Here is a 21,926-nt window from a genome sequence, read left to right on the forward strand (position 1 = left end):
TGAATCGCGATGAGAACTGGGATGGAATCGTCGAAGCAATGGCGGCCGCAGCGCACAGCGCGCGCCGCGGCCGCTTTCAGACGGTCGCGGCGCCAAGGCTGCTGCGTTAAAGCGTGCGCGCCACTTCCTTGACTTCGAACACTTCGAGCTGATCGCCCTTTTCCAGGTCCTGGAAATTCTTCAGCGACAGGCCGCACTCGAAACCCTCCTTGACCTCGCGCGCATCGTCCTTGAAGCGTTTGAGCGAGTCGAGTTCGCCCGTATGGATGACCACGTTCTCACGCAGCACCCGCACTTGCGCCGAACGCCTGACGAGACCGGACAACACCATGCAACCCGCCACCGTGCCAACCTTGGTGATGCGATAAACCTCGCGCACCTCGACCAGGCCCAGGGTTTCTTCTTTCTTCTCCGGCGTGAGCATCCCCGACATCGCAGCTTTGATCTCATCCACGGCTTCGTAGATGATGTTGTAGTAACGAATGTCGATGCCGTTCTGCTCGGCCAGCTTGCGCGAGCCGGCGTCGGCGCGGGTGTTGAAGCCGATGATCACGGCCTGCGAGGCGATCGCCAGATTCACGTCGCTCTCGGTGATGCCGCCCACCGCCGCATGCACCACCTGCACCTTGATCTCCTCGGTGGAGAGCCTGGTGAGCGCATGCACCAGCGCCTCCTGCGAACCCTGCACGTCGGACTTGATGATGAGGTTCAGGGTTTGCATGCCCTCGACCATCTGGTCGAACATGTTTTCCAGTTTCGCGGCCTGCTGGCGGGCCAGTTTGACATCGCGGAACTTGCCCTGGCGGAACAGGGCGATCTCGCGCGCCTTGCGATCGTCCTGCAGCACGATGATTTCTTCGCCCGCGGTGGGAACTTCCGTCAGACCCTGGATTTCCACCGGAATGGAAGGCCCCGCGCTCTGCACCGGCTTGCCGGTTTCGTCCAGCATGGCGCGCACGCGGCCATAGCTGGAGCCCGCCAGTACCGCGTCGCCACGCTTGAGCGTGCCCGAAAGCACCAGCACCGTGGCCACCGGACCGCGGCCCTTGTCCAGCCTGGCTTCGATCACCAGCCCCTTGGCGGGCGCATCTTCCGGGGCCTTGAGTTCCAGCACCTCGGCTTGCAGCAGCACTTGTTCCAACAGCTCGTCGATACCCTGTCCGGTCTTGGCTGATACCGGCACGAACGGTGATTCGCCACCGTACTCTTCGGGCACGACCTGCTCGGCCACCAGTTCCTGCTTCACGCGCTCGGGATTGGCATCGGGTTTGTCAATTTTGTTCATCGCCACGACGATGGGCACGCCCGCCGCCTTGGCGTGGGCGATCGCCTCTTTCGTCTGCGGCATGACGCCGTCGTCGGCAGCCACCACCAGAATGACGATGTCGGTTGCCTTGGCACCACGCGCCCGCATGGCGGTGAAGGCCTCGTGCCCGGGGGTATCGAGGAAGGTGATCATGCCGCGCGGCGTGGTGACGTGATAGGCGCCGATATGCTGGGTGATGCCACCCGCCTCGCCCGATGCAACCTTGGCACGGCGGATGTAGTCCAGCAGGGACGTTTTCCCATGGTCGACGTGGCCCATCACCGTGACCACCGGCGCGCGCGGAAGCAAGGTCAGTTCCTGCGGAACCTGGCCTTCCTCCTCGAGGAAGGTTTCCGGATCGTCGAGTTTGGCGGCAATGGCGGTATGGCCCATTTCCTGCACGATGATCATCGCGGTTTCCTGGTCCAGCACCTGGTTGATGGTCACCATCTGGCCCAGCTTCATCAGCACCTTGATGACCTCGGAAGCCTTCACCGCCATCTTGTGGGCCAGATCGCCCACGGAGATGGTCTCGGGCACATGCACCTCACGCACCTGCGGCTCGACCGGCGCCACAAAACGTGGCGCTTCCTTCTCGCGCGAATCGCGGCGTGAGCCGCCCTTGGCGCCGCGCCAGGCAGCGGTGCCGCCGCTGGCGTCACCACGCGTCTTGATGGCACGGCGCTTGGCCGCCTCGTCAGCCCAGGACGACGACAACTGCTCCGACTTGACCTGCTTTTTATCCTTCGCGCCTGCCGCCGTGGTGGCGGCTGCAGCGCCCGCGGGCTTGGCTGCGCCCGCAGCAGGTTTGTGGATGGTGCCCTTGATGGTGGCACCCGCCTTGGCAGCGACCTCTGCCGGCTTGGCCACTTCAGGCTTGGGCGCATGCAACACCGCGCGAGGGCGGGAGAGCATGTCGCGAATCGCCGCAGCCTCGTTCTCGGCAGCCTTGCGACGCACTTGCACGGACTCGAGTTCAGCCGCGCGGGAGACGGACGCTGCTGCGTCTGCAGCGCGCTTGGCATCAACCTTCGCCACAGCTGCAGCATGCTCTTGCGCTTCCTGCTCGGCAGCCTTGCGCGACTTGTCATCGTCCCGCTCGGACGGCTGTTCCGCCGCGATCGCGGCCTTGGCCTCGGCTTGCAACCGGCGCTCTTCATCCAGTCGCTCTTGCGCCGCGGCACGCGCTTGGGCGGCCTCTTCTGCTTCGCGCTGGCGCTTGCCGAGTTCCTCGGCCTGGCGCGCCAACAGCTCGGACTGATGTTTGGCTTCTTCCTCGCGCCGACGAAGCTCGGCTTCGTCCACCACAGGCTGCGTGACGACAGGGGCCGAAGGCTCCGCGGGCGCAACTTCGTCGCGCTTGACAAACACGCGCTTCTTGCGTACCTCGACCTGGATGGTGCGCGCCTTGCCGGTGGAATCGGCCTGCTTGATTTCCGTGGTCTGCTTGCGCGTCAGCGTGATTTTTTTGCGATCAGCGCCAACCACGCCATGGGCCACCCGCAGGTGGTCGAGCAAACGCGCCTTGTCGACCTCGCTGATCGGGTCGTCGGGCGTTTGCTTGTGCACACTGGCGGCCGCCAATTGCTCCAGCAATTGGGTGGCGGGAATGTGCAGTTCTGTTGCGAGTTGCGCGACGGTTGTTTGTGCCATGGGTGGTTCCTTGCTCCGCAGTTCTCAGGCGTTGAACCAATGTTCGCGAGCCTGGAGAATGAGCGCGCTGGCCTGGGCTTCTTCAGCCCCGGTAATGGCCGTGAGTTCGTCCACAGCCAGATCGGCCAGGTCGTCACGGGTTTGGATGCCGGCATCGGCCAGCTTCGCAATATCGTCGCTGGACAGGCCGTCGAGGCTCTTGAGGTCCTGCGACACTTCCTCGAGTTTCTGCTCGCTGGCCAGTTCTTGCGTCAGCAAGGCGTCGCGGGCGCGGTTGCGCAGTTCATGCACCGTTTCCTCGTCGAACGACTCGATCTCCAGCATTTCCGGCAGCGGCACATAAGCCACTTCCTCCAGGCTGGTAAACCCTTCCTGGATGAGGATGTCGGCGACTTCCTGGTCCACATCGAGCTTGGTTCGGAACAGCTCGCGCATGCTTTCGGTTTCAGCCGTGTGCCGGTTTTGCGATTCCTCGGCCGACATCAGGTTGATGGCCCAGCCCGTCAGCTCGGATGCGAGGCGCACATTCTGCCCGGCACGGCCGATGGCCAGGGCCAGGTTTTCCTCATCCACGGCCACTTCCATGGCGTGCTTGTCCTCATCGACAACGATCGACTGCACATTGGCCGGCGCCAGCGCACCGATGACAAACTGCGCCGGATCTTCGGACCACAGCACGATGTCGACGCGTTCGCCACCGAGCTCATTGCTCACGGCATTCACGCGCGAACCGCGGACACCGATACAGGTGCCGATGGGGTCGATGCGGCGATCGTGCGACAACACGGCGATCTTGGCGCGCACACCGGGATCACGGGCGCAGGACTTGATCTCCAGCATGCCCTGCTCCATCTCGGGAACCTCGAGGCGGAACAGCTCTTTCATGAACTCGGGCGAGGTCCGCGACAGTTCGATTTGCGGGCCGCGGGCCTGGCGGTCGATTTTCGAGATGACGGCGCGCACGCGGTCGCCGGCGCGCACGTTCTCTTTCTGGATCATGTCGCCGCGACGCAGCCGGGCATCGACCTTGCCGGACTCGACGATGGCGTCGCCCTTGTCCATGCGCTTGACCGTGCCGACGAAAATCTTGTCGTTGCGCTCGAGGAAATCATTCAAAATCTGCTCGCGCTCGGCGTCGCGGATTTTTTGCAGGATCACCTGCTTCGCCGCCTGGGCGCCGATACGGCCGAATTCCACGCTCTCCACCGGCTCTTCGATGTAGTCGCCGACCTCGATGTCGGGGATCTGCTCGAGCGCCTCGAAATGCAAGATTTCAGCGTCAGGCTGCTGCAGCCCGGCCTCGTCCGGCACCACGAGCCAGCGGCGAAAACTTTCGTAAGCACCCGTGTCGCGGTCGATGGCGACGCGAATGTCCACCTCGCCGGGATAGCGCTTCTTCGTGGCCGAAGCCAGCGCGGCCTCGACCGCACCGAACACCACATCCCGCTCCACATTCTTTTCGTGCGCCAGCGCATCGACCAGCATCAGCAGCTCGCGATTCATGATTTTCGACCCCTAAAGTCAAGCACGGGCACGAGACGGACTTCGCGCGCCTCGGCCATGGAAAAACGCAATTCATGCACATCCCCCGTGGCGTCATTCGCCCCCAGGGCCTCACCATCCCCGCCAGCGGGCTTGGCCTTCTTAGCCGCAGCCGACTTGGTGGCCTTCAATTTTTTCCCGCCCGGCTTCGCCGCCGCAGCGGCTGCCAGCAAAGCATCGTCCCAGACGATGACATAGCCATCAGCTTGCGCCGGCACTTCTGCGTTCCCGCCCGCGGCCGCCGCTGTCGGGGCCTGCAACACACCGCGGTATTTCTTGCGGCCCTTGTACGGCGCGCGCAAGGTCACTTCCACTTCCAAACCCGCAAAACGCTGCCAGTCGTCCGGCAGCCTCACCAGGCGATCAAGCCCGGGAGATGACACCTCAAGGCGCCTGTAGTCCAGACCTTCGACTTCCAGCGCGTACTGCAACTGGCGCGTGACGCGCTCGCAATCATCGACCGTGACAAACTCGCCGTCGAGACGGTCGATCGTGATGCGCAGCAGGCCTGCCGAAGCCCAGGCGATCTCGACACAGGCGTAGCCCATCCCTCGGACGGTCGTCTCGATGATCTCTGTTTTCTGCATACCGCGACTGCCTTGCACCCTGAAGCCACCATCCGCTTTGAAAGACCCACCGCCCGACTCGCTGCCGAACTCAACTCGCTGCCCGGCTCGTCACCAGGTACCGACAAAAAAAAAGGGCGATTGGTGTCGCCCATTTGTGTCGCCCATCTGGCCAACCCGGCTCTTACACATCCACCCTGCCAAGGCTCAGGCCTCGTCGAACAAACGCACATGCAGAAATGGATTACAGCCTTGAAATAATAAGGGAAAATGCGAATTCTGGCAAGTTGCGCGGACTTATGACGGTCTTGGGGGCAGTTGCCAGGGGCCGGATTCCGCCCACCTCGAGTCGGAGCCTGGGCGCTGTCAGCCGGTAACACCGGCGGCATGGACCAGTTGCCGGGTGTAGGGCTGCTGCGGGTGGCGCAACAAGGCCAGAGCCTCGCCCGTTTCCAGAATGCTGCCCTCGCGCATGACCGCGATGCGGTGGGCCATCGCGCCAATCACGGCCATATCGTGCGTGATGAACAGGTAAGCCAGGCCCTGCTCGCGTTGCAGCCTGATGAGCAGGCGCAGGATTTGTTGTTGCACGGAAATATCCAGTGCGCTGGTCGGCTCGTCCAGCACCAGAACGCTGGGACGCAGCACCAGCGCCCGCGCCAGGGCAATGCGCTGCCGCTGTCCGCCGGAGAACTCGTGGGGAAACCGGGGCAGGATGCTCGCATCCAGGCCCATGTCGCGGAGTGTGTCCACCACACGCACGCGACAGGCTGCCTGATCGAGCGCAGGCTCATGGATGTTGAGGCCCTCGGCCACGATCTGCTCGACATTACGCCGCGGCGACAAAGAAGAAAAGGGATCCTGGAACACCACCTGAATCTTGCGCCGGGCGGCACGCCAGCCACGGCTGCCAAGGCCGGCAAGTTCCACCCCGGCGAGGCTGACACGCCCTTCCCCCATGGGCTGCAGGCCAAGCAGGGCCATGGCGAGGCTGGTCTTGCCGCAGCCCGACTCGCCCACGAGCCCGAGGGTTTCGCCAGCGCGAAGCTCAAGCGACACCTGATCCACCACCGTGTGCAGGCGCCGCCGCAGCCACGAGCCGCCCTGGGCATAAGCCACGCTGACCCGCTCGACTTGCAAAACAACGGGCGCCTGCGGCGACAGCGGCTCAACATCGCGCTGCGGCAAACTGGCCAGCAAGGCCTGGGTGTACGGATGTTGCGCGTGCGCGAACACCTCGGCAGTGGCTCCCTGCTCGACCAGGCGCCCCTGCTGCATGACGCCGACACGCTGGGCGAAGCCGCGAACCAGATGCAGATCGTGGCTGATGAGCATGACGGCAAGCCCCTCTTCGCGCTGCAATTCGTCCAGCAGCGCAAGAATTTGCGCCCGCACGCTCATGTCCAGCGCCGTGGTGGGTTCGTCCGCCAGCAACAGCCGGGGCTTGCAGGCCAGGGCCATGGCGATCATGGCGCGCTGACGCTGGCCACCGGAAAGCTGGTGCGGATAGCTCTGCGCGCGGCGCGCCGAATCAGCGATGCCCATGCGCTCCAGCAAGGCCACGGCGCGAGCCCACGCGGCCTTGCGCGACAAGGCCTCGTGCAGTTCGAGGGACTCGGCGATTTGCTGACCGACGGGTTGAAGCGGGTTGAGCGCGCTCATCGGCTCCTGAAAGATCATCGCGATGTCACGGCCGCGAACGCCACGCAGACGGCGCTCCGGCATGCTGGCCAGGTCCTGCCCCTGGAACAGCACCCGCCCCCTGACGGTTGCGCCCTGCAGCAAGCGCAGGATGGCAAGTGCCGTGACGGTCTTTCCCGAGCCGGACTCACCGACCAGGGCGTATTTTTCGCCGGCGCGCAGCGCCAGGTTCAAGTCGTGGACCACCCGCTGCGGACCGAAGTCCACGTTCAGCGCCTCGATGCGCAGCAAGGCCGCATCGGTTTGCGAAGACGCTTCACGCGTCGCGTCGGGAATTGCGCTCATGGACGTGGCCTCATCGCAACCCCCGGCGGGGATCCAGCGCCGTGCGCAGCGCCTCGCCGATGAAGGTGAGGAGCAACAGCGTCAACACCAGGGTGATGAACACGGAGATCGACAACCACCAGGCATCCAGATTGCCCTTTGCCTGCGCCAGCATTTCGCCCAGACTGGGCGCGGGAGGTGGCACGCCCAGTCCGAGAAAATCCAGGCTGGTCAGCGCCAGAATGGCTCCGCTCATGCGGAAGGGCAAAAAGGTGAGGACCGGCGTGAGGCTGTTGGGCAGGATGTGACGTGTGACGATTTGCCAATGGCTCGCACCCAGTGCCCGCGCGGCGCGCACATAGTCCATCTGGCGGTTGCGCAGGAATTCGGCGCGCACATAGTCGGACAAGCCCAGCCAGCCAAACAGCGAAAGCAGCACCAGCAGGAGCAGGAAGCTGGGGGCGAAGATGGAGGCGAAGATGATGAGCAGGTACAACTCCGGCATCGCCCCCCAGACCTCGGTCACGCGTTGCAAGGTGAGGTCCGCGCGCCCGGCGAAATAGCCCTGGATGGCACCCATCACGACCCCCAGCAGGGTTCCGCTCAGCGTGAGTGCCAGCGCGAACAGCACCGAGACACGAAAGCCGTAGACCAGGCGCGAGAGCACGTCACGCCCACCATCGTCGGTCCCCAGCCAGTTCTGCGCCGAAGGGGGCGCCGGGTTGGGCTGGGTGGCGTAGTAATTGATGGTGTCGTAGCGATACGGCACGGGCGGAAAGATGGCGAAGTTGCCGCCCTGGCTGAGGTGCTTGCGAATCAGCGGGTCGAGGTAATCCGTGGGGGTGTGGAAGTCGCCGCCGAAAGTCGTCTCGGGATAGGTGTGCAGCAGCGGCATGTACCAGCGCCCTTCATACCGCACCAGCAGAGGCTTGTCGTTGCACAACACCGGAGCCAACAGGCTCAAGCCGAACAAGAAGCCAAAAATCCACAGGCTCACATAACCCAGACGTTGGGATTTGAAGCGGGCCCAGGCGAGTTGTGCGGGCGAGCGCGCAAGAGCAGGTGCGTCATTGCGCAAGGCAGAGGCGATGGGCACAGTGCTCATTGAAGGCTTTCGAATTGCACCCGTGGATCGACCCACACATAACAAAGGTCGGACACGAGCTTGGTCGCCAGACCGATGAGCGTGAACAGGTAGAGCGTGCCCATGACGACCGGATAGTCGCGCCGCATCACCGATTCGTAGGACAGCAGGCCAAGTCCGGGCAGGGAAAACAGCGTCTCGATGAGCAAGGAACTGGCAAAGAACGCGCCGATGAATGCAGCCGGAAAACCCGTCACCAGCGGAATGAGGGCGTTGCGCAGAACATGGCGCCACAGCACGCGGCGCTCGCTGGCGCCCTTGGCACGCGCGGTGAGAACGTATTGCTTGCGGATTTCCTCCAGAAATGCGTTCTTGGTGAGCATGGTGATGACGGCGAAGCTTCCCGCCACCATGGCCAAAACCGGCAGTGTGATGTGCCAGAAATAGTCCGTGACCTTGTGCCACGGCGTGAAACTGGCCCAGCCGTCGGATGTCAGTCCGCGCAGCGGAAACCATTGCCAGAAACTGCCACCGGCGAACAGCACGAGAAGCACCACGCCCAGCACGAAGCCGGGGATGGCATAACCCACCAGCACCGCAAGACTGGAGGCGAGATCGAAGCGGCTGCCATGTCGCACCGCCTTGGCGATGCCCAGTGGGATGGAGATGAGGTAGGTGAGCAGGAAGGTCCAGAGGCCGAGGCTGATGGACACCGGCATGCGCTCCTTGATGAGTTGCCAGACGCTCTCGTGATAGAAGTAACTGCGACCCAGATCGAAGCGCAGGAACTGGCCCAGCATGTGCACAAAGCGCTCGGCCGGCGGCTTGTCGAAGCCGTAGAGTTTCTTGATCTCGGCCAGTTGCTTGGGGTTGATGCCTTGCTGTCCCCTGTATGCCAGGCCTCCCGCAGCCTCGCCGGTTTGCCCCTTGCCGCGCAGTTGCGCCACCATCTGCTCGACCGGGCCACCCGGCACGAACTGGATGACCGCAAAGGTCAGCAAGAGCACGCCGAACAGGGTTGGAACCATCAACAACAGGCGCTTGGCGACATACCAGCCGAGATTCATGCTTGTTTCTCCGCAACGGGTTTTGCCCGTGGCTGCGACCACCAGCAGGCCATGGCCCAAGCTTCGGGCTCGTAGTACAGCGGCAAGGTGCGCGGCATGCCGAACAAGCCTGAGCGATAGGCCACGCGGTGGCTCGCCGCATACCACTGCGGCACCGAATACCAACCGCACACCAGAACCCGGTCCAGCGCCTTGCAGGCCGCCACCAACTGCGCCCAGGTGCGGGCCTGAACGACGTGGCTGATGAGCGCATCCACCGCGGGGCTGCGAATGCCCCAGACGTTGTCGGACCCCTCGATGGAGGCGGAGGGCGAGCCGAAGCGATCGCGCAATTCATTGCCGGGGCTGGGACTGCCGAGATAACGCACCGTGGTCATGTCGTAGTCGAAACCGTCCATGCGCCGCTGGTACAGGGCGTAGTCCACCTGCCGGTACTGCATGCGAATGCCGAGCCTGGCAAGAGCTTGGCCGTAGGGCGTCATCACCCGCGCCATCGAGCCCTGGCTGTCGAGATACTCGAACGTGAAGACCTCGCCACGCACGTTGCGCAAGGCCCCGTCGCGGTAGTGCCAGCCCGCTTCGCGCAACAAGCTGCGCGCTGCCAGCAAATTGGCGCGCAGGCTGCCGGGAGGATCGGTGCTGGGCAAAGTGGGCAGGACGCCGAAAACCTCGGGTGCAAGCTGCGGGCGCAACGGCTCAAGCAGGGCCAGTTCGTCTTGCCCGGGGGCATGCCTGGCCTCGAATGGGCTGTTGGCGAAATAGCCATGGATGCGTTTGTACTGGCCGTAAAAAAACATCCGGTTGAGCCACTGGAAATCGAGTGCCAAAGCCAGCGCATGACGCACGCGAATGTCTTGGAACAGCGGACGGCGCAGGTTCAGCACCATGCCCTGGAAACCCGCCGGATTGTGGTTGGGCAGTTCGCGCTTGACGAGTTCGCCGCTGGCGAATTTCGGCCCGGTGTATTGCCGCACCCAATTCTTGGCGATGAACTCCTGGATCAGGTCGAAGTCCCCGGCCTTGAAGGCCTCCAGGCGCGCGGTTTCGTCACGGTAAAGCTTGAAGCCGATGCGCGCGAAGTTGTACTGGCCACGACGCGCCGGCAGGCTCCAGCCCCAGTAGTTCGTGCGCCTGGCGTAGACGATGTCCTGGTTCTGCGACATGCGCTCGATGCTGTAGGGGCCGGAGGCGATGGGCAGCTCGTTCACCACCTCGTCGAAGTGCTTGCCGGCACCCCATTGGCGCGAGAACACGGGCAGGCCGGCGACGATCAAGGGCAGTTCATGGTTGGCCCGCTTGAAGTCGAATCGCACATGCCGCATGTCTTCCACCACGACCCGCGCCACATCGGCAAACTGCACTTTGATGCCGGGTGCTGCGTAGGGACCAACGAGCGTGTCGAAGCTGTGGCGCACATCGTCCGCGGTCACGGGGTCGCCGTTCACGAAACGCGCCGCGGCGTTCAAGCGAAAGCGCACGGAGCGGCGATCCGCGGCCAGTTCCACGTCTTCGGCCAGCAGGCCGTAGACGCTGTTGGGCTCATCCCAACTCGCCGTCATCAGCGATTCAAACACCAGGGTGTTGATCCCGGGCGGCGCCGTGCCGCGCAGGGTGAAAGGGTTGAGCTTGTCAAAGCTGCCAGCGCGCGACGGCGGGGTCAGCCAGAGGGTTCCCCCAAGGGGAGCGTTCGGGTTCGCATAGTCGAAATGCGCAAATCCCGGCGGATATTTGGGTTTGTCATACAAGGCCAGGGCTGGGGAGTCTTGCGTAGCAGCATCGGCATCCGCTGCCCAGGGCGCAAGCGCAAGCCCAAGGGCTTGCAAGAGTGTGCGCCGGCTGAGGCTGAGTGCGTGGGCCATGCGAGAATTCTGCCGCATCGCCAGGCCGCAGCACACACCGCAGACTTTCGCGCGCATCCGAGCACCGATCTGAACGCGCATCCGCACCCCGCAGCGGCTTCCTTCCTCGATACGCATCCACAGGACATCTCATGGGCTTTCTCGCTGGCAAACGCATCCTGATCACGGGCTTGCTCTCCAACCGTTCCATCGCTTACGGCATTGCGCAAGCGTGCCACCGCGAGGGTGCCGAACTCGCCTTCACCTATGTGGGAGAACGCTTCCTGGATCGCACCAAGAGCTTCGCTGCGGAGTTCGGCAGCCAGCTCATTTTTCCCTGCGACGTGGCCGACGACGCCCAGATCGACGCCCTGTTCCGCGACCTTGGCGCACAGTGGCCGCAACTCGACGGCTTGGTCCATTCCATCGGCTTTGCCCCGCGCGAAGCCATTGCCGGCGACTTCATCGACGGCCTGACGCGTGAAGGTTTTCGTGTCGCGCACGACATCTCCGCCTACTCCTTTCCGGCGCTGGCGAAAGCTGCATTGCCCATGCTCCAAGCCAGCGCGGCCGCTGGCCATTCGCCCTCGCTCATCACCATGACCTACCTCGGCGCCGAGCGCGTCGTCCCCAACTACAACACCATGGGCGTGGCCAAGGCCGCGCTCGAAGCCACCGTGCGCTACATGGCCGAATCGCTCGGCCCGCGCGGCATGCGCGTGAATGGCGTGAGCGCCGGCCCGATCAAGACGCTTGCGGCCTCGGGCATCGCCGACTTCGGCAAGATGCTCAAGTTCAACGAAACCAGCACGCCCTTGCGCCACAATGTCACCATCGAACAGGTAGGCAACGCAAGCGCCTTCCTGTTGTCGGATCTGGCCAGCGGCATCACCGCCGAAGTCCTGCATGTCGACGCCGGCATGCATGCTGTCGTCGGCGGCTTGGCAGCGCAGATCTGAGGCTTGCGCTTTCAGTTGACAGTGCACCTTTTTGCGGTATTATTTCTGGCTTCGCGGGAATAGCTCAGTTGGTAGAGCGCAACCTTGCCAAGGTTGAGGTCGCGAGTTCGAGCCTCGTTTCCCGCTCCAAATATTGAACGCGTTTGATGTTGTTGTTCCAAACAAGGGAAGCCCTGCACTTCCCTTTTTTTTCGGCGAGAATTTGGACATGTGCGCACAGCACAAGCAAGGCGCCACGGCCTGCAACGCGCATGCATGAACATACGGTCTCGCAGGGCCTGTGCGTTGACTCCAAACCTTTCGTTAAGCAGCCTACCCTTGGCGGGGTGGCAGAGTGGTTATGCAGCGGCCTGCAAAGCCGTCTATGCCGGTTCGATTCCGACCCCCGCCTCCAGCATCCATGCAGCAGCCCTTGCTAGCCTTACATCGATGCGACTTGCCCGGATGGCGAAATTGGTAGACGCAGCGGACTTAAAATCCGCCGCTTTCCTGAAAAGGGGCGTGCCGGTTCGACCCCGGCTCCGGGCACCATGAGCTTTCCTCGCCTCGCGCTGGGCGTGCTGCTTGCCTGCAGCATCCCGCTGGCCTCGGGCGCTGAGCAGCTGACCGCCAAGTCGCCCGATCGCTGGGTTGGTTCATGGATGGTGGCGCCTCAGGCTGTGTCGCTGAACCCGGCTGCACCGGGCTTCAACCGCGCTCCGACTCTGGACGGGGTGACAGTACGCCAGATTGTGCTGCCCACGCTTTCAGGCAAGGCTTTGCGGCTGCGCATCAGCAATCGTTTCGGCACGCAGGCCTTGCGCATTGGCGGAGTGACCGTGGCGGCATCCGCGCATGGCGCAGCCGTGCGGCGGGACACGCTGCACGAGGTCACCTTCGATGGCGGGGACGCGCTGTCGATACCAGCCGGGCAGGCCTTGCTGAGCGATGCCGTTGCCTTGCCGGTCGTGGCGGGCAAGGCCATGACGGTCAGCTTCTGGATGCCTGATCGCATCGCACCCACGACCTGGCACAAGATTGCCAGCCAGGTCAACTTCATTGCCGCCCATGGCAATTTCAGCAAGGACGCCAGCGGCGCGGCTTTTCAGCGGCGTTTCACCGCCTACCTCTGGCTCGACGGCATGGACGTCGAGGTCGGCCCGAGCGAGCACAGCGCGGCGCTGGTGACCATCGGCGACTCGATCACCGATGGCATGCGTTCGACGCTCAACGCCAACCGGCGCTGGCCGGATAATCTTGCCAGACGCTTGCGCGCGGCCGGCATGCATCACCTGGCCGTGCTCAACGCCGGCATCAGCGGCAACCGTCTGCTCCATGACTCGCCTTGCTATGGCCCGAGCCTGTTGCAGCGGTTTTCGCGCGACGCGCTCGGGCAGCCAGGCGTTCGCGCCGTCATCCTCCTGGTTGGCATCAACGACATCAATTTCGGCTTCGTGCCACCCCACCCCGGCCTGGACTGCGATGTGCCGCATGTGAAAGTGACCGCGGCCGAACTGATCGCGGGCTACGAGGACTTGATTGCTCAAGCTCATGCGAAGGGTGTGGCCATCTATGGCGGCACCATCACCCCCGCGAGTCTGCCAGCCAGTCGCGAAGCCATCCGGCAGGCGGTGAATGCCTGGATGCACAGCAGTGGCGCTTTTGATGGGGTCATCGACTTTGATGCGGCGCTGCGCGACCCTGCGCACCCAGCCCGTTTGCTGCCACGTTTCGACAGCGGCGACCACGTGCACCCCAGCGATGCTGGCTATGCCGCCATGGCGGCAGCCGTGCCGATTCGATTTTTACGACTCGCTGCCCCCAGCGCCGTGGGCCTTGCCGAACAGACTCGCTAGGCAGCTGTCGCCAGCACGGTGGTCTTCTCAGGGCTGGCGGAGGCTGGCTGGGGAAAGGCCCGGCCTGCGCGAACATCTTCTTCGCTCCATTTGCGCGCAAGCGCGTCCAGTGCGTCGAGCACCGGCGAGAGCTCGGCGCCACGCTGGGTGAGGCTGTAGGTCACTTGCGGCGGAATGGTCATCAGCGGTTCGCGGTGAACCACGCCCGCGTCGCCCAGCATCCTGAGCCGTTCGGTCAAGACCCGTGAGGAGATCCCTGGAATCAGACGCTTGAGCACACCAAAGCGCTGCGGCCCCTGCTGCCGCAAGGTCCAGAGGATGTAACTGGTCCAAGGCCCCATCAGGATGCGCAACAGCGCGTTCATCGGACATTCGACGGTGGTTTCGCTTGACATGGCTGGGTCTCATGAATGCGCCAGGATGGCGACGACATCTCGAATCTCGGCTGAGATGTCCACTTCGCCACGGGCCCGATACGTAAGCATTGGTAAAACCATGTAGTTACTAAAAAGTACCTACTTCATTTTTACAACCAATGAATGCATCATAAGGTCTTCAACCACCACCCTACAAGGAGTTTTTCATGGCCAAAGTTCTTGTTCTGTACTACAGCACCTGGGGGCATATCGAGCGCATGGCGCAGGAAGTGGCCGAAGGCGTGCGTTCGGTTCCGGGCGTCGACGTGACGATCAAGCGTGTGCCCGAAACCATGCCCCCGGAGACTGTGGCCGCGATCCACGCCAAGACCGAGCAAGCCGCTCCGATCGCCAAGCCGGAAGAACTGGCCGAGTACGACGCCATCATCTTCGGCACCCCAACCCGCTTTGGCAATATGTGCGGGCAGATGCGCAACTTCCTCGACCAGACCGGCGGCCTCTGGCAGCAGGGCAAGCTGGTGGGCAAGGTGGGCAGCGTGTTCGCCAGTACCGCCACCCAGCATGGCGGCCAGGAAACCACCATCACCTCGTTCCACACGACCTTGTTTCACCAGGGCATGATCGTGGTGGGCGTGCCCTACGCCTGCCCCCAACTCACCAATATGGACGAAATCTCTGGCGGCACGCCCTACGGCGCCACCACCTTGAGCAAGGGCGACGGCAGCCGCATGCCAAGCGCCAACGAACTGGCCATTGCCAAGTTTCAGGGTGCGCATGTCGCTGGCATCACGAAAAAGCTCTTCGGCTGAAGCAGGAGCGTGGCACAGGGTGGGCGCCGGAGACGGTGCGTGATGGACAGTCCATTGCGAGTACGCGGCGTGGCCGGTCAGCGCGCGGCTGCTGCGCCCACCATGTCCACGCTGATTGGCGTCCCCATCAGCGCGCCGAGCATGATGATCGGCCGCTGGCCAGCCGTTTCATGCTGGCTCGTGACGACGCGGCGACCTAACCGTGCAGCCCGCGCTCGTCGGGCTCGTCCGTTGAGGTGGAAATCACGCTGGCCGTTTTACCGTGAAAGCGGCGCCAGGCATACAGCACGTAACCCGACAGCGCGTACAGCACGAACAGGCCAAACAACACCAGCGGCGGTCGGTAGGCGATCAAGCCGATGAGCAGCACGATCAGGAACATCGTGATGAACGGCACGCTGCGCCGCAGGCTCACGGCCTTGAAACTGTAGAACGGCACATTGGTCACCATGGTGACGCCGGCAAACGCGGTGATGGCGAAGGCGACCCAGGGTACATGGGTGCCGAGAACGCTGGCATCCGACATGATCCAGATGAACCCCGCCACCAGCGCTGCGGCGGCCGGGCTGGGCAAGCCCTGGAAGTAATTCTTGTCGACCACGCCGATATTGGTGTTGAACCGCGCCAGGCGCAGCGCCGCTCCGGCACAGTAGACGAAAGCCGCGAGCCAGCCCAGTTTGCCCAGACCGTGAAGGGACCACTGGTACATGATGAGCGCCGGCGCCGCACCGAACGACACCATGTCGGCCAGCGAGTCGAATTGCGCGCCGAACTCGCTCTGGGTATGGGTCAGGCGGGCAACCCGGCCGTCCAGGCTGTCGAGCACCATCGCAGCAAAGATGGCCGTGGCGGCCAGGTCGTAGCGTTGCCCCATGGCCATGACGATGGCGTAGAAACCGGCGAACAAAGCCGCAGCCGTGAATGAGTTGGGCAGCAGGTAAATGCCGCGCCGGTGGCGCTGCGGCAGGTGATGCAAGTCTTCTCCCGGATCGGGCAGGCCTGGGTCCAGGCCTTCGTCCTCGTCTGCCGCGCGCTTGCTGCCGCCACCCGACCGCTGGGCGGAGTCTGGAAATCGTGTGACGTTACGTGGCATGGCGAGTTCCCCCTGGATTCAGGCTGGCATGTCGGCGGGGAACGCCGCCAGCACCGTGCTGGTGGCGTAGACCTTGTCGCCGATGGACACGCGGGGCACGGTGTCGAGTGGCAAGTAGAGATCGACACGCGAGCCGAAGCGGATGAAACCAAAACGCTGCCCCCGCTGCAGTTGATCGCCGGGCTTGGTGTAGCACAGCACGCGGCGCGCAATCAGGCCAGCCACCTGCACCGCCGTCACGATGCGGGCGTTGTGCTGAATGACCACGGCATTGCGCTCGTTTTCGAGTGAAGCCTTGTCGAGGTCGGCGTTGAAAAACTTCCCCGGAAAGTAGCTCACGGCCAGCACCATGCCCGTGACCGGTGCGCGGTTGGAATGCACGTTGAACACATTCATGAACACGCTGATCTTGAGCGCATCGCGCTTGGCGTAGAGGTCGTGGGCACGCTCGATGGCAACGATGCGGCCATCGGCCGGAGCAAGCACGGCCAAGGGATCTTGCGGCACGGCACGCGGCGGATCGCGGAAAAACTGGATGACGAAGATGCTGACGAGCCAGAACGGCAATGACCACCAGAAACCGGCGAACAGCCAGGCCAGAATCGAAATCAGGACGATGCCGCCGATGAACGGCCAGCCTTCGCGGGCAAGAATGGGATGGGGATAGTGCATGGGTGCAGTGTAGTCGCGGGGGTTGGCCAGTCAGGCCGCGACATTCGAATCATTTCCAGGTCTTTCGAAGCACAACCGGCCCTGTTCGAAGCGTCGCACAGGGCCGGCATGAAGCGCGCCTGCAGGCGCGGCACTGCCTTTCTTTCAAGGCCAATCAGTTCTTGCTCTTGTCCACCAGTTTGTTGGCCTTGATCCAAGGCATCATGGCGCGAAGCTGCTCGCCCACCTTCTCGATCGGATGTTCGGTGGTGAGGCGGCGGCGGGAGATGAGCGTGGGAGCGCCGGCGCGATTTTCCAGGATGAAGCTCTTGGCGTATTCGCCGGTCTGAATGTCCTTGAGGGCCTGGCGCATGGCGTTCTTGGTGTCGTCGGTGACGATTTTCGGGCCGGTGACGTACTCGCCATATTCCGCGTTGTTGGAAATCGAGTAGTTCATATTGCCGATGCCGCCTTCGTAGATCAGGTCGACGATCAGCTTGAGTTCGTGCAGGCACTCGAAGTAGGCCATTTCGGGCGCGTATCCGGCTTCCACCAGCGTCTCGAAACCGGCCTTGATGAGTTCCACCGCGCCGCCGCACAGCACGGCCTGCTCGCCGAACAGGTCGGTCTCGGTTTCTTCGCGGAAGCTGGTTTCAATGATGCCGGCACGGCCGCCACCATTGGCCATGGCGTACGACAGCGCCAGATCGCGTGCCTTGCCGGATTTGTCCTGCGCCACGGCGATGAGGTGGGGCACGCCGCCGCCCTGGGTGTAGGTGTTGCGCACGGTATGGCCGGGGGCCTTGGGCGCGATCATGATGACGTCCAGGTCGGCGCGGGGCGCAATCTGGCCGTAATGGATATTGAAGCCATGGGCGAAGGCCAGCGCCGCGCCCTTCTTGGCGCTGGGCTCGACGTGGTCGCGGTACACCTGGGCGATGTTCTCGTCAGGCAGCAGGATCATGATGACGTCGGCGCCTTTGACCGAGTCGTCCACGTCCTTCACCGTGAGCCCGGCCTTCTTCGCCTTGTCCCAGGACGCACCGCCCTTGCGCAGACCGACGGTGACCTTCACGCCACTGTCGTTCAGGTTCTGGGCATGGGCATGGCCTTGCGAGCCGTAGCCGATGATGGTGACCTTCTTGCCCTTGATGAGGGAAAGATCGCAGTCCTTGTCGTAAAACACTTTCATGTCAGCTCCTCGGGATGAAATGGGTTGGTTGGCTCAAACGCGCAGCACGCGCTCGCCGCGGCTGATGCCGCTGGCGCCGGTGCGCACGGTTTCCAGAATGGCAGTGCGCTCCACCGCCTGGATGAAGGCGTCGAGTTTGGCTTCGTCGCCGGTCAGCTCGATGGTGTAGGTCTTGTCGGTGACGTCGATGATGCGGCCGCGGAAGATGTCGGCCATGCGCTTCATCTCCTCGCGCTCCTTGCCGACGGCGCGCAGCTTGATGATCATCAGCTCGCGCTCGATGTAGTTGGCCTCGGTGAGGTCCACCACTTTCACCACGTCGATCAGGCGGTTCAGATGCTTGGTGATCTGCTCGATGACTTCGTCCGAGCCGCTGGTGACGATGGTCATGCGCGAGAGCGAATCGTCTTCGGTCGGCGCCACCGACAGCGACTCGATGTTGTAGCCGCGCGCGGCGAACAGGTCGACCACGCGCGACAAGGCGCCGGGTTCGTTTTCGAGCAGGACGGCGATGATGTGTTTCATGTGCAATCTCCCACCTCAGGCTTCGTGCGCCGCCGGTAAGCGGGGCCTGGCTCTTGAGGCGTGATGGTGGATGGAAATGGATGAAAAACGGGGCGGCTCCACAAGTGGCTGGCGACCGTCGCGCTGCGCGGGGACGGGTGAGCCCGCTGCACGGCCGCGGCCAGCCCACCGTTCAGAGATCTTCCGACCCCAGCAGCATGTGGGTGATGCCCTTGCCCGCCTGCACCATGGGCCAGACGTTCTCGGTCGGATCCACGGCAAAGTCGATGAACACGGTGCGGTCTTTCATGGCGAAGGCCTTCTCCAGCGCCGGGCGCACGTCCTCGGGCTTGACCACCCGCATGCCCACATGGCCGTAGGCCTCGGCCAGCTTGACGAAGTCGGGCAGCGAATCCATATAGGAATGCGAGTAGCGGCCGGAGTATTCAATCTCCTGCCACTGCCGCACCATGCCGAGGTAGCCGTTGTTCAGCAGCAGCACTTTCACCGCCGTGCCGTACTGCAGACAGGTGGCCAGTTCCTGGATGTTCATCTGGATCGAACCGTCGCCGGTGATCACCACGCATTCGGCATCGGGCTTGGCCAGCTTGATGCCCATGGCATAAGGCAGGCCCACGCCCATGGTGCCGAGGCCGCCGGAGTTGATCCAGCGCCGCGGATGGTCGAAGCGGTAGTGCTGCGCCGCCCACATCTGGTGCTGGCCGACGTCGGAGCAGACATAGGTTTCGCGCTCCTTCGTCAGCTCGTACAGCGTCTCGATGACGTATTGCGGCTTGATGACCTGATCGGACTTCTCGTACTTCAGGCAATCGCGCTTGCGCCACTCCTCGATCTGCCCCCACCAGGTGGCCAGGGCCGCCATGTCCTGGCGCTGGCCGGCCGCCTTCAACTGCTCGATCTGCTCGATCAGCTCCGTCAGCACCTCGCCGACGTCGCCGACGATGGGCACGTCCACCTTCACCCGCTTGGAAATGGACGAAGGGTCGATGTCGATGTGAACGATCTTGCGCTCGATCTGGGCGAAGTCCTTGGGGTTGCCGATGACGCGGTCGTCGAAGCGCGCGCCCACGGCCAGCACCACGTCGCTGTGCTGCATGGCCATGTTGGCTTCGAAGGTGCCGTGCATGCCCAGCATGCCGAGGAACTTCGGGTCGGATGCGGCAATCGCACCCAGCCCCATGAGCGTGTTGGTGCACGGCAGGCCCAGCAGCGTGGCCAGTGCGCGCAGCTTGTCGGAGGCATTGGCCAGCACCACGCCGCCACCGCTGTAGAGATAGGGGCGCTTGGCGTGCATCAGCAACTGCACGGCCTTGCGAATCTGCCCGCCGTGGCCCTTGCGCACCGGGTTGTAGGAGCGCATTTCCACATGCTCGGGGTAATGGAACGGCGCGGTGTCGCGCGACACGTCTTTGGGCACGTCCACCACCACCGGGCCGGGGCGGCCGCTGCGGGCGATATGGAAGGCCTTTTTCAGGGTCAGCGCCAGGTCTTTCACGTCCTTCACCAGGAAGTTGTGCTTGACGATGGGGCGGGTGATGCCGACCGTGTCGCATTCCTGGAAGGCGTCGAGCCCGATGGCGAAGGTGGGCACCTGGCCGGTGATGATGACCATCGGAATCGAATCCATGTAGGCGGTGGCGATGCCGGTCACGGCATTGGTCGCACCCGGCCCCGAGGTCACCAGCGCCACGCCCACTTCGCCGCTGGCGCGCGCATAGCCGTCGGCCGCATGAACCGCGCCTTGCTCATGGCGCACCAGCACATGCCGGATGGTTTTTTGTTTGTACAGCTCGTCGTAGATGTAGAGCACCGCGCCACCGGGGTAGCCCCAGATGTACTTGACGCCCTCGTGCTGAAGACAACGCACGAGTATCTCGGAACCGGTGATTTCAGCGGCGCCGGAAGACGATTTGTGAGGAGTTTGCTGCGCAGCGGCCGTTGCGGCCGATTGAATTTCAGTTCTGGACATGTCCATGATCACCTCGATGAATTTCTCTGACGAAAGACCGTTGGCGCCTCTCCAGCCAGGCTTGTGACCTGCTCTTGAAGCTTCATCGCGCAGTTTGTGGGTTTGCTGGTTCAAGCGTAGGCCAAAACAACACAGGAGGCCCGCGCTCAGCAAGTTGATGACTGGCGAAACCATCAAGTGTAATGCGGCGCCGCATCACGGACAAGGACGCGTTGCGACAAACCGGCGCCACCAGCCGACGCAACCCAAGCGCACGCGACCTTCAGCACATGGGTGTTTCGCGCTGCAACAGGCACACCGCACTGGTGGCCATGCCCTCTTGCCGGCCGACGAAGCCCAGGCGCTCGGCCGTCTTCGCCTTGACGTTCACCCGCTCCGGCGCAATGGCCAGCAGCCGGGCGATGGACTGCCGCATGGCTTCGCGGTGCGGCGCCAGCTTCGGGGCCTGGGCTCGCACCGTGCTGTCCACGTTCACCACCTGCCAGCCTTGCGCGGCAAGCGCGGCCATGGCCGCCTGCAGCAAGGCACCCGAGTCGGCGCCCTTGTAGCGCGGGTCGGTATCCGGAAAATGCGTGCCGATGTCGCCCAGCCCGGCCGCGCCCAGCAGCGCGTCGGTGATGGCGTGCAGCAGCGCGTCGGCATCCGAGTGGCCGAGCAGGCCGCTGTGGTGCGCAATCTCCACACCGCCGAGCACCAGTCTGCGGCCGGGAACCAGGGCATGAATGTCCTCGCCCTGCCCCACGCGCCATTCCAGTTTCGGTTCATGCATGTTCGGCTCCTGGGGTTGCGGCATGCTGGGCACGCGTCGTGATCAAGGCCTCGGCAAGAATCAGGTCGTCGGCGAACGTCACCTTGAAATTGCTGCCGCTGCCGAGCACGAGTTTGGGCCGCAGCCCCATGCGCTCCACCGCCGAGGCTTCATCCGTGATCCCGGCCGGATCGCTCTGCTGCAAGGCCGCCAACAAGGTGCCGAGGCGGAACATCTGCGGCGTCTGCGCCAGCCACAGGCCGTCGCGTGGCAGGGTTGCGGCAACGCGCACGGTCTGCGGCGCATTGGCGTCGGCTGCGGCCTGTTTCAGCGTATCCGGCAGCGGCAGGGCCAGCAGGCCGCCCACGGCGTCGTGCTGACAGGCTTCGATCAAGCCGGCGATGGCCTGGGGCGTGATGCAGCAGCGCGCAGCGTCGTGCACCAGCACCCAATCCTGCTCACCCGCACCCTGCGCCCGCAAACCGCGCAAACCCTGCAGCACCGTCTGCGCGCGGGTGGCGCCACCGGCTTCGTGGATGCGCAAGCGTGGGTGAGTCGGCAGCACCGCCCGCGCTTGCGCATCACCTGCCTGCACCACCACGTGCACCGAGGCGACTTGCGGGCAGGCAAGAAACGCCCGCACCGTATGGGCGACGACCGCTGCGCCGGCCAACTGGCGGTATTGCTTCGGCACATCGCCCGGCAGGCGTGCGCCCGAGCCCGCGCAGGGAATGAGGGCATGCATGG

The 21,926-nt window shown here is 63.8% G+C and carries 18 protein-coding genes and 3 tRNA genes; 6 read left to right on the forward strand and 15 right to left on the reverse strand.

The window, feature by feature from the left end; all coding sequences use genetic code 11:
• Nucleotides 1–106: 106 nt before the first annotated feature.
• From infB to ACYCUK_RS11515, 7 genes are all read right to left on the reverse strand, one after another.
• The gene (infB, locus tag ACYCUK_RS11485) at nucleotides 107–2,959 is read right to left on the reverse strand and encodes a translation initiation factor IF-2 (RefSeq protein WP_461594901.1); all 2,853 of its coding nucleotides are present in this window, start codon (nucleotides 2,957–2,959) and stop codon (nucleotides 107–109) included.
• 24 nt (nucleotides 2,960–2,983) lie between these two features.
• Entirely contained in the window at nucleotides 2,984–4,462 is a 1,479-nt protein-coding gene (nusA, locus tag ACYCUK_RS11490) for a transcription termination factor NusA (protein ID WP_461594902.1), read from the reverse strand.
• Nucleotides 4,459–5,088 carry an LSm family protein gene (locus tag ACYCUK_RS11495; protein WP_461594903.1) on the reverse strand — a complete coding sequence of 210 codons (630 nt, stop codon included), beginning with the start codon at nucleotides 5,086–5,088 and terminating at the stop codon, nucleotides 4,459–4,461. Before ACYCUK_RS11495 ends, nusA begins: the two co-directional genes overlap by 4 nt.
• A gap of 345 nt (nucleotides 5,089–5,433) precedes the next feature.
• Nucleotides 5,434–7,053: an ABC transporter ATP-binding protein gene (locus ACYCUK_RS11500; protein WP_461594904.1), complete on the reverse strand. Its 1,620-nt coding sequence runs from the start codon at nucleotides 7,051–7,053 to the stop codon at nucleotides 5,434–5,436.
• Nucleotides 7,054–7,063: 10 nt separating this feature from the next.
• Nucleotides 7,064–8,137, reverse strand: a complete 1,074-nt coding sequence (locus ACYCUK_RS11505) for an ABC transporter permease (RefSeq protein WP_461594905.1) — start codon at nucleotides 8,135–8,137, stop codon at nucleotides 7,064–7,066.
• Entirely contained in the window at nucleotides 8,134–9,183 is a 1,050-nt protein-coding gene (locus ACYCUK_RS11510) for a microcin C ABC transporter permease YejB (RefSeq protein WP_461594906.1), read from the reverse strand. Before ACYCUK_RS11510 ends, ACYCUK_RS11505 begins: the two co-directional genes overlap by 4 nt.
• Complete coding sequence (locus tag ACYCUK_RS11515) at nucleotides 9,180–11,060, reverse strand: extracellular solute-binding protein (RefSeq protein WP_461594919.1); 1,881 nt, start codon at nucleotides 11,058–11,060, stop codon at nucleotides 9,180–9,182. Before ACYCUK_RS11515 ends, ACYCUK_RS11510 begins: the two co-directional genes overlap by 4 nt.
• A 113-nt stretch (nucleotides 11,061–11,173) precedes the next feature.
• On the opposite strand from ACYCUK_RS11515, the gene fabI reads away from it, so the two are divergent.
• The 5 genes from fabI (at nucleotide 11,174) to ACYCUK_RS11540 (ending at nucleotide 13,815) form a co-directional block, all read left to right on the forward strand.
• A complete protein-coding gene (gene fabI / locus ACYCUK_RS11520) occupies nucleotides 11,174–11,980 on the forward strand; it encodes an enoyl-ACP reductase FabI (RefSeq protein WP_461594907.1) in 807 nt (268 codons plus the stop codon).
• Nucleotides 11,981–12,033: 53 nt separating this feature from the next.
• Nucleotides 12,034–12,109, forward strand: a tRNA-Gly gene (locus ACYCUK_RS11525).
• Between the two features lie 191 nt (nucleotides 12,110–12,300).
• Nucleotides 12,301–12,374: transfer RNA gene (locus tag ACYCUK_RS11530), tRNA-Cys, on the forward strand.
• Nucleotides 12,375–12,418: 44 nt separating this feature from the next.
• A tRNA-Leu gene (locus tag ACYCUK_RS11535) sits at nucleotides 12,419–12,511 on the forward strand.
• On the forward strand, nucleotides 12,511–13,815 hold the full coding sequence (locus tag ACYCUK_RS11540) for an SGNH/GDSL hydrolase family protein (RefSeq protein ID WP_461594908.1): 1,305 nt from the start codon (nucleotides 12,511–12,513) through the stop codon (nucleotides 13,813–13,815). The genes ACYCUK_RS11535 and ACYCUK_RS11540 overlap by 1 nt, the downstream gene beginning before the upstream one ends.
• Here ACYCUK_RS11540 and ACYCUK_RS11545 read toward each other — a convergent pair.
• Complete coding sequence (locus tag ACYCUK_RS11545; RefSeq protein WP_461594909.1) at nucleotides 13,812–14,210, reverse strand: winged helix-turn-helix transcriptional regulator; 399 nt, start codon at nucleotides 14,208–14,210, stop codon at nucleotides 13,812–13,814. The genes ACYCUK_RS11540 and ACYCUK_RS11545 overlap by 4 nt on opposite strands.
• A gap of 188 nt (nucleotides 14,211–14,398) precedes the next feature.
• On the opposite strand from ACYCUK_RS11545, the gene wrbA reads away from it, so the two are divergent.
• Nucleotides 14,399–15,001, forward strand: a complete 603-nt coding sequence (gene wrbA / locus ACYCUK_RS11550) for an NAD(P)H:quinone oxidoreductase (protein ID WP_461594910.1) — start codon at nucleotides 14,399–14,401, stop codon at nucleotides 14,999–15,001.
• 196 nt (nucleotides 15,002–15,197) lie between these two features.
• Here wrbA and pssA read toward each other — a convergent pair whose 3' ends face one another.
• From pssA to ispD, 7 genes are all read right to left on the reverse strand, one after another.
• Entirely contained in the window at nucleotides 15,198–16,094 is an 897-nt protein-coding gene (pssA, locus tag ACYCUK_RS11555) for a CDP-diacylglycerol--serine O-phosphatidyltransferase (protein ID WP_112486389.1), read from the reverse strand.
• A gap of 18 nt (nucleotides 16,095–16,112) precedes the next feature.
• Nucleotides 16,113–16,766 carry a phosphatidylserine decarboxylase gene (locus ACYCUK_RS11560; protein ID WP_461594911.1) on the reverse strand — a complete coding sequence of 218 codons (654 nt, stop codon included), beginning with the start codon at nucleotides 16,764–16,766 and terminating at the stop codon, nucleotides 16,113–16,115.
• Nucleotides 16,767–16,920: 154 nt separating this feature from the next.
• Nucleotides 16,921–17,937, reverse strand: coding sequence for a ketol-acid reductoisomerase (gene ilvC, locus ACYCUK_RS11565; protein WP_112486391.1), 1,017 nt, complete (start codon nucleotides 17,935–17,937; stop codon nucleotides 16,921–16,923).
• Nucleotides 17,938–17,970: 33 nt separating this feature from the next.
• Nucleotides 17,971–18,462, reverse strand: coding sequence for an acetolactate synthase small subunit (gene ilvN / locus ACYCUK_RS11570; protein WP_112486392.1), 492 nt, complete (start codon nucleotides 18,460–18,462; stop codon nucleotides 17,971–17,973).
• Nucleotides 18,463–18,634: 172 nt separating this feature from the next.
• The gene (locus ACYCUK_RS11575) at nucleotides 18,635–20,437 is read right to left on the reverse strand and encodes an acetolactate synthase 3 catalytic subunit (RefSeq protein ID WP_461594912.1); all 1,803 of its coding nucleotides are present in this window, start codon (nucleotides 20,435–20,437) and stop codon (nucleotides 18,635–18,637) included.
• A gap of 256 nt (nucleotides 20,438–20,693) precedes the next feature.
• A complete protein-coding gene (gene ispF / locus ACYCUK_RS11580) occupies nucleotides 20,694–21,200 on the reverse strand; it encodes a 2-C-methyl-D-erythritol 2,4-cyclodiphosphate synthase (RefSeq protein ID WP_461594913.1) in 507 nt (168 codons plus the stop codon).
• Nucleotides 21,193–21,924: a 2-C-methyl-D-erythritol 4-phosphate cytidylyltransferase gene (gene ispD, locus ACYCUK_RS11585; RefSeq protein ID WP_461594914.1), complete on the reverse strand. Its 732-nt coding sequence runs from the start codon at nucleotides 21,922–21,924 to the stop codon at nucleotides 21,193–21,195. The genes ispF and ispD overlap by 8 nt, the downstream gene beginning before the upstream one ends.
• Between the last annotated feature and the right edge of the window lie 2 nt (nucleotides 21,925–21,926).

It is taken from the genome of Thiomonas sp. (assembly GCF_054608695.1).

Bases quoted from the DNA above. Each gene is read 5' to 3' on its own strand.
- infB (WP_461594901.1), bottom strand. From the start codon at position 2,959: ATGGCACAAACAACCGTCGCGCAACTCGCAACAGAACTGCACATTCCC.
- nusA (WP_461594902.1), bottom strand. From the start codon at position 4,462: ATGAATCGCGAGCTGCTGATGCTGGTCGATGCGCTGGCGCACGAAAAG.
- ACYCUK_RS11495 (WP_461594903.1), bottom strand. From the start codon at position 5,088: ATGCAGAAAACAGAGATCATCGAGACGACCGTCCGAGGGATGGGCTAC.
- ACYCUK_RS11500 (WP_461594904.1), bottom strand. From the start codon at position 7,053: ATGAGCGCAATTCCCGACGCGACGCGTGAAGCGTCTTCGCAAACCGAT.
- ACYCUK_RS11505 (WP_461594905.1), bottom strand. From the start codon at position 8,137: ATGAGCACTGTGCCCATCGCCTCTGCCTTGCGCAATGACGCACCTGCT.
- ACYCUK_RS11510 (WP_461594906.1), bottom strand. From the start codon at position 9,183: ATGAATCTCGGCTGGTATGTCGCCAAGCGCCTGTTGTTGATGGTTCCA.
- ACYCUK_RS11515 (WP_461594919.1), bottom strand. From the start codon at position 11,060: ATGCGGCAGAATTCTCGCATGGCCCACGCACTCAGCCTCAGCCGGCGC.
- fabI (WP_461594907.1), top strand. From the start codon at position 11,174: ATGGGCTTTCTCGCTGGCAAACGCATCCTGATCACGGGCTTGCTCTCC.
- ACYCUK_RS11540 (WP_461594908.1), top strand. From the start codon at position 12,511: ATGAGCTTTCCTCGCCTCGCGCTGGGCGTGCTGCTTGCCTGCAGCATC.
- ACYCUK_RS11545 (WP_461594909.1), bottom strand. From the start codon at position 14,210: ATGTCAAGCGAAACCACCGTCGAATGTCCGATGAACGCGCTGTTGCGC.
- wrbA (WP_461594910.1), top strand. From the start codon at position 14,399: ATGGCCAAAGTTCTTGTTCTGTACTACAGCACCTGGGGGCATATCGAG.
- pssA (WP_112486389.1), bottom strand. From the start codon at position 16,094: ATGCCACGTAACGTCACACGATTTCCAGACTCCGCCCAGCGGTCGGGT.
- ACYCUK_RS11560 (WP_461594911.1), bottom strand. From the start codon at position 16,766: ATGCACTATCCCCATCCCATTCTTGCCCGCGAAGGCTGGCCGTTCATC.
- ilvC (WP_112486391.1), bottom strand. From the start codon at position 17,937: ATGAAAGTGTTTTACGACAAGGACTGCGATCTTTCCCTCATCAAGGGC.
- ilvN (WP_112486392.1), bottom strand. From the start codon at position 18,462: ATGAAACACATCATCGCCGTCCTGCTCGAAAACGAACCCGGCGCCTTG.
- ACYCUK_RS11575 (WP_461594912.1), bottom strand. From the start codon at position 20,437: ATGGACATGTCCAGAACTGAAATTCAATCGGCCGCAACGGCCGCTGCG.
- ispF (WP_461594913.1), bottom strand. From the start codon at position 21,200: ATGCATGAACCGAAACTGGAATGGCGCGTGGGGCAGGGCGAGGACATT.
- ispD (WP_461594914.1), bottom strand. From the start codon at position 21,924: ATGCATGCCCTCATTCCCTGCGCGGGCTCGGGCGCACGCCTGCCGGGC.